The organism is Luteibacter aegosomatissinici, from assembly GCF_023078495.1.
GTDB lineage: Bacteria > Pseudomonadota > Gammaproteobacteria > Xanthomonadales > Rhodanobacteraceae > Luteibacter > Luteibacter aegosomatissinici.
On sequence record NZ_CP095742.1, the window covers coordinates 1,139,466 to 1,151,653 of the forward strand.

General features: G+C 63.5%; 8 protein-coding genes. All 8 read left to right on the forward strand.

From position 1 onward, the window contains the following. The first annotated feature begins 55 nt into the window (after positions 1-55). The 8 genes from rplK to rpsG all read left to right on the forward strand — a co-directional run bounded on the left by rplK (position 56) and on the right by rpsG (position 12,168). Positions 56-484 carry a 50S ribosomal protein L11 gene (rplK, locus tag L2Y97_RS05045; protein ID WP_045829444.1) on the forward strand — a complete coding sequence of 143 codons (429 nt, stop codon included), beginning with the start codon at positions 56-58 and terminating at the stop codon, positions 482-484. 3 nt (positions 485-487) lie between these two features. Then, entirely contained in the window at positions 488-1,195 is a 708-nt protein-coding gene (gene rplA / locus L2Y97_RS05050; protein ID WP_247333636.1) for a 50S ribosomal protein L1, read from the forward strand. Positions 1,196-1,533: 338 nt separating this feature from the next. Continuing rightward, the gene (rplJ, locus tag L2Y97_RS05055; RefSeq protein WP_247433808.1) at positions 1,534-2,058 is read left to right on the forward strand and encodes a 50S ribosomal protein L10; all 525 of its coding nucleotides are present in this window, start codon (positions 1,534-1,536) and stop codon (positions 2,056-2,058) included. A gap of 47 nt (positions 2,059-2,105) precedes the next feature. Continuing rightward, positions 2,106-2,477 (forward strand): 50S ribosomal protein L7/L12, encoded by a 372-nt coding sequence (gene rplL, locus L2Y97_RS05060; RefSeq protein WP_144917075.1) that lies wholly within the window; start codon positions 2,106-2,108, stop codon positions 2,475-2,477. A gap of 247 nt (positions 2,478-2,724) precedes the next feature. Continuing rightward, the gene (gene rpoB, locus L2Y97_RS05065; protein WP_247433810.1) at positions 2,725-6,897 is read left to right on the forward strand and encodes a DNA-directed RNA polymerase subunit beta; all 4,173 of its coding nucleotides are present in this window, start codon (positions 2,725-2,727) and stop codon (positions 6,895-6,897) included. A 25-nt stretch (positions 6,898-6,922) separates the two neighbouring features. Beyond that, on the forward strand, positions 6,923-11,137 hold the full coding sequence (rpoC, locus tag L2Y97_RS05070; protein WP_247433813.1) for a DNA-directed RNA polymerase subunit beta': 4,215 nt from the start codon (positions 6,923-6,925) through the stop codon (positions 11,135-11,137). Positions 11,138-11,309: 172 nt separating this feature from the next. Further along, the gene (gene rpsL, locus L2Y97_RS05075) at positions 11,310-11,684 is read left to right on the forward strand and encodes a 30S ribosomal protein S12 (RefSeq protein ID WP_045829438.1); all 375 of its coding nucleotides are present in this window, start codon (positions 11,310-11,312) and stop codon (positions 11,682-11,684) included. Positions 11,685-11,700: 16 nt separating this feature from the next. Further along, positions 11,701-12,168, forward strand: a complete 468-nt coding sequence (gene rpsG / locus L2Y97_RS05080; RefSeq protein ID WP_036115503.1) for a 30S ribosomal protein S7 — start codon at positions 11,701-11,703, stop codon at positions 12,166-12,168. Positions 12,169-12,188 lie beyond the last annotated feature (20 nt).

A 12,188-nucleotide genomic window follows, 5' to 3' on the forward strand; every position in this document is an offset into this window, starting at 1 on the left:
GGGATGGCCTACAGCGAGGAGCCGCAAGGCGCCAGTACTCGCGAGGAAATAAGAAATGGCAAAGAAAGTCATTGGTTACATCAAGTTGCAGGTGAAGGCCGGTCAGGCCAACCCGTCGCCGCCGGTGGGTCCCGCCCTCGGCCAGCGCGGCCTGAACATCATGGAGTTCTGCAAGGCGTTCAACGCTGCCACGCAGAAGCTCGAGCCGGGTCTCCCGATCCCGGTCGTGATCACGGCCTACTCGGACCGTACCTTCACCTTCATCACGAAGACCCCGCCGGCCTCGATCCTCCTCAAGAAGATCACGGGCGTGGCCAAGGGCTCGCAGAAGCCGAACACCGACAAGGTGGGCAAGGTCACCCGCGCCCAGCTCGAGGAAATCGCGAAGCAGAAGGAGCCGGATCTCACGGCTGCTGATCTCGATGCCGCCGTGCGTACGATCGCAGGCAGCGCGCGTTCCATGGGTCTGGTGGTAGAGGGTTAAGACATGGCAAAGATCACCAAGCGTATGAAGGCCGCTTCGGCCGCCGTCCAGCCGGGCAAGACCTACGGCCTCGACGAAGCTCTCAAGATCGTCAAGGACAACGCCAAGGCCAAGTTCGCTGAGTCGGTGGACGTGTCCATCCGCCTCGGCATCGACGCCAAGAAGTCCGACCAGGGCGTTCGTGGTTCCTCGCTGCTGCCGCACGGCACCGGCAAGACCGTTCGCGTCGCCGTGTTCGTGCCGGCCGGTGAGAAGGCCGATGCCGCGCTCGCCGCTGGCGCCGACGCCGTCGGTATGGACGACCTGGCCGAGAAGATGGCCGCTGGCGACCTGAACTACGGCCGCGTCATTGCTACGCCGGACGCCATGCGCGTCGTCGGTAAGCTCGGCCAGGTGCTCGGTCCCCGTGGCCTGATGCCGAACCCGAAGGATGGCTCGGTCACCGCCGACGTCGCCACGGCCGTCAAGAACGCCAAGGCCGGCCAGGTCAAGTTCCGCAACGACAAGGGTGGCATCATCCACGCCACCATCGGCAAGGCCAGCTTCGATGCTGCCCAGCTTGCCGACAACCTGAATGCCCTGCTGGGCGACCTCGTGAAGGCCAAGCCGGCTGCCGCGAAGGGCCAGTACATCCAGAAGGTTGCGCTGTCGAGCACCATGGGCGTGGGCGTGCCGGTCGATACCTCGACCGTGAACACCTCGGCCAAGTAATCAGTGTTACGACCCTCGCCGGCTTGCCGGCGGGGGCACGTTTTTGAGGGCAGCCCGGTTGCAATGCCGGGCAGCCGTCAAAGACCGCAGGCGCGATCAGCGCGCGATGGCGACGAGCAGGGAGCTCGTGTTGGCAAGGAACCGCCGTCATCGCTAGCGGGTTCGCTTAATCGGGTCCCAAGGCCCAGCCGGCGTAGATGGTGCAGCCCCTTCTGGATTCGTTTCGAACCTGGAATGGCCACCACCCCCGGGACGTAGCCCGTCCCCGACGTCAGGATGATGTCGCCCAGGACCGCAAGCGGCAGGAGTCGTAAGCGGAATTAAATTGGAGGAGTGCAATGGCTCTCAATCTTTCTCAGAAGCAAGAAGTAGTCGCAGAGCTCGCTGAGGTTGCCGCGAAGGCACACTCCTTGGTCGCTGCCGAATACGCAGGCACCACGGTCTCGCAGATGACCGCGATGCGTAAGAAGGCTCGCGAGTCGGGCGTGTTCCTGAAAGTTGTCAAGAACACCCTGGCTGCACGCGCTGTTGCCGGTACCGAGTTCGAGGTCGTCGCTGACGCCCTGACCGGTCCGCTGCTGTACGCGTTTTCGACCGAGGAACCGGGCGCCGCTGGCCGCCTGATCAAGGAATTCGCGAAGACCAACGACAAGCTCAAGCCGAAGGTCGTTTCCATCGAAGGCAAGCTGTTCGATGCCAAGCACGTCGACGTGCTGGCCTCGCTGCCGACCCGCGAAGAAGCCCTGGCCATGCTGGCCCGCGTGCTTGCCGAGCCGGTCACGATGTTCGCGCGCGCCATCAAGGCCGTGGCGGACAAGCAGGGTGGTGGCGAAGTTGCCGCCGAAGCCCCGGCTGAAGCCTGATCTCGCTGACTCTTTTCATCGAAACCCATTTCAGAAGGTAAGAAACAATGTCCACCCTGACCACCGAACAGATCGTTGAAGCCATCAAGGCCAAGTCCCTGACGGAAATCATGGAACTGGTGAAGTCGATCGAAGACACCTTCGGCGTCTCGGCTGCCGCTCCGGTTGCCGTTGCCGCTGCCGGTCCGGCCGCTGCCGCTGCTGAAGAGCAGACCGAGTTCGACGTGATCCTGAAGTCCGCCGGCGACAAGAAGGTCGACGTGATCAAGGCCGTCCGCGCCATCACCGGCCTGGGCCTGAAGGAAGCCAAGGACCTCACCGAAGCCGGTGGCGTCGTGAAGGAAGCTGCTTCGAAGGAAGACGCTGCGAAGTTCAAGAAGGACCTCGAAGCTGCCGGCGCCACGGTCGAACTCAAGTAATTGGCGCCTTGCGCGCACCGAGTTTGATCTAGCGTCAAGCCAGGCCTGGGGGCGTAAGCCCCCGGGCTTTGGCCGTTCCAGAACCTGTGTGTCGTTGTACCTGTTCCATCCCGTCGGAAATGGGACATCGCGATTCGAGAGCTGCCTACAGCGGGCTCCGCGGTTCGAATCCCGATCTCCGATTTTCGATTCACCTTTAGCCGCCGCGTAAAGCGGTGGCACTACCAAGACCGAGGCGGTAACACCCATGACCTACTCGTTTACCGAGAAGAAGCGCATCCGCAAGGATTTCGGCAAGCGGCCCCCCGTGCTGGGCGTGCCCAACCTGCTGACGATCCAGACCGACTCGTACAAGGAATTCCTCCAGGAGCACACCAACCCGAAGGCGCGTGAGGAAAAAGGCCTCCACGCGGCCCTCAAGTCGGTGTTCCCGATCTCCAGCTACTCCGGCAATGCCGCGCTGGAATACGTCGACTATCGCCTTGGTGAGCCGGCGTTCGATGAGCGTGAGTGCCGCAACCGTGGCATGACCTTCGGCGCGCCGCTGCGTGCCACCGTGCGCCTGGTCATCTACGACAAGGACAGCCCGGCATCGAAGAAGGCCGTGAAGTACGTGAAGGAGCAGGAGGTCTACATGGGCGAAATTCCGCTCATGACCGATACCGGCACCTTCATCATCAACGGCACCGAGCGCGTCATCGTCTCGCAGCTGCACCGTTCGCCGGGCGTGTTCTTCGATCACGACCGTGGCAAGACCCACAGCTCGGGCAAGCTGCTGTTCTCCGCGCGCGTCATTCCTTATCGTGGTTCGTGGCTCGATTTCGAGTTCGACCCGAAGGATGCGCTGTTCACCCGTATCGACCGCCGCCGCAAGCTGCCGGTCACGGTGCTGCTGCGCGCGCTGGGCTACAACAACGAAGAGATGCTCAGCATCTTCTTCGAGCACAACGTGTTCCACCTGGGCAAGAAGGGCGCGGTCACGCTTGACCTCGTCGCCGAGCGCCTGCGCGGTGAAACCCTCTCGTTCGACCTGGTGGTCGATGGCAAGGTGCTGGTGGAAGCCGGCAAGCGCATCACTGCGCGCCACGTTCGCCAGCTGGCCAACGAGAAGATCGCCACGCTCGAAGTGCCGGACGACTACCCGGTCGGCCGCATCGTCGCGATCGACATGATCGACAAGGACACCGGCGAAGTCATCGCCGCTGCCAACGATGAGCTCACCCTCGAGCACCTCGAGCACTTCCGCAAGGCCGGTATCGAAACCGTGCCGACGCTGTACGTGAACGATCTCGATCGCGGTGCGTACATCTCGAACACGCTGCGCATCGACAACACCCGTACGCAGCTGGAAGCCCTGGTCGAAATCTACCGGATGATGCGTCCGGGCGAGCCGCCGACCAAGGATGCCGCGCAGAACCTGTTCTACAACCTGTTCTTCACCTTCGATCGCTACGACCTGTCGGCCGTGGGCCGCATGAAGTTCAACCGCCGTGTCGGCCGCAAGGACGTCATCGGCCCGGGCGTGCTTTACGACCACAAGTACTTCAGCGAGCGCAAGGAAGAGGAAGCCCAGCGCATCCTCGCCGAGCAGGGCGAAACGTCGGACGTCCTCGATGTCCTGCGCGTGCTCATCGATATCCGCAACGGCATCGGAACGGTCGACGATATCGACCACCTCGGTAACCGTCGCGTGCGTTCGGTCGGCGAAATGGCGGAGAACACCTTCCGCATCGGTCTCGTCCGCGTCGAGCGCGCGGTGCGCGAGCGCCTGTCGCTGGCTGAATCCGAAGGCCTGACCCCGCAGGAACTGATCAACGCCAAGCCGGTCGCGGCCGCGGTGAAGGAGTTCTTCGGTTCGTCGCAGCTTTCGCAGTTCATGGACCAGAACAACCCGCTGTCGGAAGTCACCCACAAGCGCCGTGTTTCGGCCCTTGGCCCGGGTGGTCTTACCCGTGAGCGCGCCGGCTTTGAAGTCCGCGACGTGCACCCGACCCATTACGGTCGCGTCTGCACCATCGAAACGCCGGAAGGCCCGAACATCGGCCTGATCAACTCGCTGGCCGTGTACGCCCGCACCAACGCCTACGGCTTCCTCGAGACGCCGTACCGCAAGGTCGAGAACGGCAAGGTCACCGACAAGGTCGATTACCTCTCCGCGATCGAAGAGGGCGACCACGTCATCGCGCAGGCGAACTCGCCGCTGTCGAAGGAAGGCAAGTTCCTCGAAGACTTCGTCTCCTGCCGCTTCCGTGGCGAGTCCGAGCTGCGTCCGTCGGCCGAGATCAACTACATGGACGTCTCGCCCATGCAGACGGTGTCGGTGGCAGCGGCGCTCGTGCCGTTCCTCGAGCACGATGACGCGAACCGCGCACTCATGGGCGCGAACATGCAGCGCCAGGCCGTTCCGACCCTGCGCAGCCAGAAGCCGCTCGTCGGCACGGGCATCGAGCGCGCCGTGGCGCGTGATTCGGGCGTCACCGTGGCCGCCAAGCGTGGTGGTGTCATCGACCAGGTCGATGCCGCCCGTATCGTCGTGCGCGTCAACGAAGCCGAAGTGGGCGACGATGATGCCGGCGTCGATATCTACACGCTGACCAAGTACACCCGTTCCAACCAGAACACCAACCTCAACCAGCGCCCGCTGGTGAACGTGGGTGACGTGGTGGCCGTGGGCGACACGCTGGCCGACGGTTCGTCGACCGACCTGGGCGAGCTCGCGCTCGGCCAGAACATGCTCGTCGCGTTCATGCCGTGGAACGGCTACAACTTCGAAGACTCGATCCTCATCTCCGAGCGCGTCGTGCAGGAAGATCGTTACACCTCGATCCACATCGAGGAAATGACCTGCATCGCCCGTGACACGAAGCTGGGCGCCGAGGAAATCACCGCGGACATCCCGAACGTCGGCGAGCAGGCCCTGGCCCGCCTCGACGAAAGCGGCATCGTCTACATCGGTGCGGAAGTGAAGGCGGGCGACATCCTCGTCGGCAAGGTTACGCCGAAGGGCGAGAGCCAGCTCACGCCGGAAGAAAAGCTCCTGCGCGCCATCTTCGGCGAGAAGGCCTCGGACGTTAAGGACAGCTCGCTGCGCGTGCCCCCGGGCATGGACGGCAACGTCATCGACGTGCAGGTCTTCACCCGTGACGGCATCGAGAAGGACAAGCGCGCCAAGCAGATCGAAGAGACCGAACTGAAGCGTATCCGCAAGGATCTTGACGACCAGTTCCGCATCCTCGAAGGCGCGATCTACGCCCGTATGCGTGCGCAGCTCGTCGGCAAGACCGCGATGAGCGGCCCGGCCGGCCTGAAGCGTGGCGCCGTGATCGACGACGCCTACCTCGATGGCCTGAAGAAGGACGACTGGTTCAAGATCAACGTCAAGGAAGAGGAAGTCTCCGAGTTCCTTGAGCGCGCGGCCGAGCAGGTCAAGCGCCACAAGGAGAACTTCGACAAGCGCTTCAAGGAGAAGCAGGGCAAGATCACCCAGGGCGACGACCTCGCACCGGGCGTGCTCAAGATGGTCAAGGTCTACCTGGCCGTTAAGCGCCGCATCCAGCCGGGTGACAAGATGGCAGGCCGCCACGGCAACAAGGGTGTCGTGTCGATGATCGTGCCGGTTGAGGACATGCCGTTCTCCGCCGACGGTCGTCCGGTCGACATCTGCCTGAACCCGCTGGGCGTGCCTTCACGTATGAACATCGGTCAGATTCTTGAGGTTCACCTGGGCTGGGCCGCCAAGGGCCTGGGCCACAAGATCACGGCCATGATCGAAGCGAACGAGAAGCCGGCCAAGCTGCGCGAGTTCCTCGACGAGGTGTACAACCACGGCAACGCCGGTGCGGAAGGCGCGGTTCGCCACGTCGATCTCGCCTCGATGTCGGATGCCGAGATCGTCCAGCTTGCCGACAACCTGCGCGACGGCGTGCCGATGGCCACCCCGGTGTTCGACGGTGCCGAAGAAACCGAAATCAAGCACATGCTGAAGCTGGCAGGCCTGCCGGAATCCGGCCAGACCGTGCTGTTCGATGGCCGTACCGGCGAGGCGTTCGATCGCCCGGTCACCGTCGGCTACATGCACATGCTGAAGCTGAACCACCTCGTCGACGACAAGATGCACGCGCGTTCGACCGGTCCGTACTCGCTCGTTACCCAGCAGCCGCTGGGCGGCAAGGCGCAGTTCGGCGGCCAGCGCTTCGGCGAAATGGAAGTCTGGGCGCTGGAAGCTTACGGCGCGGCGTACACCCTGCAGGAAATGCTGACGGTCAAGTCGGATGACGTGCAGGGCCGCAACCAGATGTACAAGAACATCGTCGACGGCAACCACGAAATGGCTGCGGGCATGCCGGAATCCTTCAACGTGCTCGTGAAGGAAATCCGCTCGCTCGGTATCGACATCGAGCTCGAAGAGCTCCACAAGTGATCGTCGCGGCTATCGGAGATTACGCATGAAAGACCTGCTCAATCTGTTCAACCAGCAGCGACAGACGCTGGACTTCGACGCGATCAAGATCGCCCTGGCTTCGCCGGAGCTGATCCGTTCCTGGTCGTACGGCGAAGTGAAGAAGCCGGAAACGATCAACTACCGCACGTTCAAGCCTGAGCGTGACGGTCTGTTCTGCGCGGCTATCTTTGGCCCGATCAAGGACTACGAGTGCCTGTGCGGCAAGTACAAGCGCATGAAGCACCGTGGCGTCGTGTGCGAAAAGTGCGGTACCGAGGTCACCCTGGCCAAGGTCCGTCGTGAGCGCATGGGCCACATCGAGCTGGCCAGCCCCACCGCGCACATCTGGTTCCTGAAGTCGCTGCCGTCGCGCATCGGCCTCATGCTGGACATGACGCTGCGTGACATCGAGCGCATCCTGTACTTCGAAGCGTTCGTCGTGATCGATCCGGGCCTGACCGCGCTTGAGCGCGGCCAGCTGCTCAGCGAAGACCAGTACCTGGAAGCCACCGAAGAGCACGGCGACGAGTTCGATGCCCGCATGGGTGCCGAGGCCGTCTACGAGCTGCTGAAGAGCCTCGACCTGCCGGGCGAAGTCATTCGCCTGAAGGAAGAGATCGCCTCGACCAATTCGGAAACCAAGCTGAAGCGCCTCACCAAGCGCGTGAAGCTGATCGAAGCGTTCCTGGAATCCGGCAACAAGCCGGAGTGGATGGTGCTGACCGTGCTTCCGGTGCTCCCGCCGGATCTGCGTCCGCTCGTCCCGCTGGATGGTGGCCGTTTCGCCACCTCCGACCTGAACGACCTGTACCGCCGCGTCATCAACCGTAACAACCGCCTGAAGCGCCTGCTCGAACTCGCTGCGCCGGACATCATCGTCCGCAACGAGAAGCGCATGCTGCAGGAATCGGTCGATGCGCTGCTCGACAACGGCCGCCGCGGCCGTGCCATCACCGGCACGAACAAGCGCGCGCTGAAGTCGCTGGCCGACATGATCAAGGGCAAGCAGGGCCGCTTCCGCCAGAACCTGCTCGGCAAGCGCGTCGACTACTCGGGCCGTTCGGTCATCGTGGTCGGCCCGACCCTGCGCCTGCACCAGTGCGGCCTGCCGAAGAAGATGGCGCTTGAGCTGTTCAAGCCCTTCATCTTCGCCAAGCTCCAGGCCCGCGGCGAAGCGACCACGATCAAGGCTGCCAAGAAGCTGGTCGAGCGCGAAGAGTCGCAGGTGTGGGACATCCTGGAAGAGGTGATCCGCGAACATCCGGTCATGCTGAACCGTGCGCCCACGCTGCACCGTCTCGGCATCCAGGCGTTCGAGCCGGTCCTCATCGAAGGCAAGGCGATCCAGCTGCACCCGCTCGTCTGTACGGCATTCAACGCCGACTTCGACGGTGACCAGATGGCCGTCCACGTGCCGCTCTCGATCGAGGCGCAGCTCGAAGCCCGTGCCCTCATGATGTCGTCGAACAACGTGCTGTCGCCGGCGAACGGCGAGCCGATCATCGTGCCGTCGCAGGACGTCGTGCTCGGCCTGTACTACATGACCCGCGAACTGGTGAATGCCAAGGGCGCAGGCATGGTGTTCGCGAACCTCGGTGAAGTGCGCCGTGCGTACGACAACCGTGCGGTCGAACTCCACGCCAAGGTCAAGGTGCGCGTGCGCATCTTCGAGCTGGCCGAGGACGGCACCCGTTCGGCCAGCACGCAGATCGTGGATACCACGGTCGGCCGTGCGCTGCTCGCCGAGATCATCCCGGAAGGCCTGCCGTTCGCCCTGGTGAACGTCGAGCTGACCAAGAAGAACATCTCGCGCCTGATCAACCAGAGCTACCGCCTGCTTGGTCTCAAGGAATCGGTCGTGTTCGCGGATAAGCTGATGTACACCGGCTTCCGCTTCGCGACGCGCGCCGGCATCTCCATCGGTATCGACGACATGAAGATCCCGGGCGAGAAGAAGGCGATCCTCGAGGAAGCCGAGAAGGAAGTCGTCGAGATCCAGGAGCAGTACCAGTCGGGTCTCGTGACCGCCGGCGAGCGCTACAACAAGGTCGTCGACATCTGGTCGCGTACGAACGAACTCGTCGCGAAGGCCATGATCGACGGTATCGGTACCGAGAAGGTGACCGATGCCGAAGGCAAGCAGGTCAGCCAGAAGTCCATGAACTCGCTGTACATCATGGCCGACTCGGGTGCGCGTGGTAGCGCGGCCCAGATTCGCCAGCTGGCAGGTATGCGCGGCCTCATGGCTCGCCCGGACGGCTCGATCATCGAGACGCCGATCAAGGCGAACTTCCGCGAAGGCCTGAACGTGCTGCAGTACTTCAACTCCACCCACGGTGCCCGTAAGGGCCTGGCGGATACGGCGCTGAAGACCGCGAACTCGGGTTACCTGACCCGCCGTCTCGTGGACGTGGCGCAGGACGTGGTCATCACCGAGCACGATTGCGGCACGGAAGATGGCGTGATGATGTCGCCGATCGTTGAAGGCGGTGACGTGGTCGAGCCGCTGCGCGAGCGCGTGCTGGGCCGCGTGGTCGTCGAGGACGTCTACGCCCCGGGCGAAGGCGACGAGCCGATCGTCACCCGCGATACGCTGCTTGACGAAGGCCTGGTCGAGAAGCTCGACAAGGCTGGCGTGCAGCTGATCAAGGTGCGCTCGCCGATCACCTGCCGTGCCAGCCATGGCGTGTGCGCCCTGTGCTACGGCCGCGACCTGGCCCGTGGTCACCTGGTGAACATGGGTGAGGCCGTGGGCGTGGTCGCCGCACAGTCCATCGGTGAGCCGGGTACCCAGCTGACGATGCGTACGTTCCATATCGGTGGTGCGGCTTCCCGTGCCGCTGCCGTGGATAACGTCACCGTCCGCACCACCGGTTCGCTGAAGTTCAACAACCTGAAGTCGGTCGAGCACTCGGCCGGTCACCTCGTGGCCGTGTCGCGTTCGGGCGAAGTCAGCGTGATCGACGTCAACGGTCGCGAGCGCGAGCGTTACAAGGTGCCTTACGGTGCGACCATCGCAGTGAAGGACGGCGACCCGGTGAAGGCCGGCCAGACCGTCGCGAACTGGGATCCGCACACCCACCCGATCGTCACGGAAGTGGCCGGTGTGGTCCGCTTCATCGATTTCATCGATGGCGTGACCGTCCAGTCGCAGACCGACGAACTGACCGGCCTCGAGTCGGCGGTGGTGACCGATCCGAAGCGTCGTGGTACGCAGGCCAAGGATCTGCGCCCGATCGTCCGCCTGGAAGACAGCAAGGGCCGCGAGCTCAAGCTGCCGGGTACGGACATCGCGGCCCAGTACTTCCTGCCGGCAGGCGCCATCGTGTCGATCCAGAACGGTGCCGAAGTGGGCGTGGGCGACGTGGTTGCCCGTATCCCGCAGGAAACCTCGAAGACCCGCGACATCACCGGTGGTCTGCCCCGCGTGGCCGATCTGTTCGAAGCCCGCAAGCCCAAGGAGCCGGCGATCCTCGCCGAGCGCTCGGGTATCGTGAGCTTCGGCAAGGACACCAAGGGCAAGCAGCGTCTCATCATCAAGGATGCGGACGGCAACGAGCACGAAGAGCTGATTCCCAAGTGGCGCCAGGTCATCGTGTTCGAAGGCGAGCACGTGGAGAAGGGCGAAACCGTCGTGGACGGCGAGCCGAATCCGCATGACATCCTGCGCCTGCTGGGTGTCGAGCCGCTGGCCAGCTACCTGGTCAAGGAAATCCAGGACGTCTACCGCCTCCAGGGTGTGAAGATCAACGACAAGCACATCGAAGCGATCATTCGCCAGATGCTCCGCAAGGTCGAGATCACGGAAGCGGGCGACAGCACCTACCTGCGCGGTGAGCAGGTGGAGCGCGTCCGGATCAACGAGGAGAACGAGCGCGCCGAGAAGCGTGGCGAGCGTCCGACCGAGTTTGAATCGGTCCTGCTCGGCATCACCAAGGCCTCGCTCGCCACCGAGTCGTTCATCTCGGCGGCCTCGTTCCAGGAGACCACCCGCGTCCTCACCGAGGCGGCCGTTCGCGGCACCCGTGATACGTTGCGTGGCCTCAAGGAAAATGTTATTGTTGGGCGGCTAATCCCTGCGGGTACGGGTCTGGCCTACCACGCTGCGCGTCGTAGCCAGAGCGGCCTGACGGATGCGGACCTGCAGACCCTCCAGGGCTCGGGCTCCTCCGTCTCGTTCGAAGAGGCTCCCGCCGGGTCCAACGATAGCGCCGAGTGAGGCCCCGTACGGGCTTCGCCCGTACATACGAAATGAGGCGCACGGATGCGCCTCGTGTTCGGATTCAAGGACGATGGGTGCCGGCCGCATAACGCGGCGGCGCACGTCAAAATCGCTTACACGGCGGGCCGAGTCTTCGGTCTGCCTTTATGTTTCTCAGGAATAGCTTCGCATGACGACAGTCAACCAGTTGGTGCGCAAATCCCGCAGCCCCAAGGCGTACAAGAGCGCCTCGCCGGCCCTGCAGAGCAGCCCGCAGCGCCGCGGTGTTTGCACGCGCGTTTATACGACCACCCCGAAGAAGCCGAACTCGGCGCTGCGTAAGGTTGCCAAGGTGCGCCTCACCAACGGTTTCGAAGTCATCAGCTACATCGGTGGCGAAGGTCACAACCTCCAGGAGCACTCGGTGGTCCTGATCCGTGGCGGTCGCGTCAAGGATCTCCCCGGTGTGCGTTATCACACGGTTCGCGGCAGCCTCGACTGCGCGGGCGTGACCAAGCGTCGCAAGTCGCGCTCGAAGTACGGCGCCAAGCGCCCGAAAGGCTAAGTGAAGGACACAGAATATGTCGCGTAAAGGTTCCCATCCCGCCCGTGTCGTCCTCCCGGACCCGAAGCACGGAAGCCAGCTGATCGCCCGTTTCATCAACATGGTGATGAAATCCGGCAAGAAGTCGGTCGCTGAATCCATCGTCTACGGTGCCCTCCAGCACATTGGCGAGAAGCACGCCGAGCCGGTCCAGCTGGTCGAAAAGGCCCTGGGCAATATCGCCCCGGCCGTCGAAGTGAAGTCCCGCCGCGTCGGCGGTGCTACGTACCAGGTGCCGGTCGAAGTCCGTCCGGGCCGTCGTATGGCGCTTGCCATGCGCTGGGTCATCGATGCCGCCCGCAAGCGTGGCGAAACCTCGATGCCGCGCAAGCTGGCTGCCGAGCTGCTGGAGGCTTCCGAGTCCCGCGGCGGCGCCGTCAAGAAGCGCGAAGAAACGCACCGCATGGCAGAGGCCAACAAGGCCTTCTCGCATTACCGCTGGTAATCCCCCCAGCTTCAAAGATC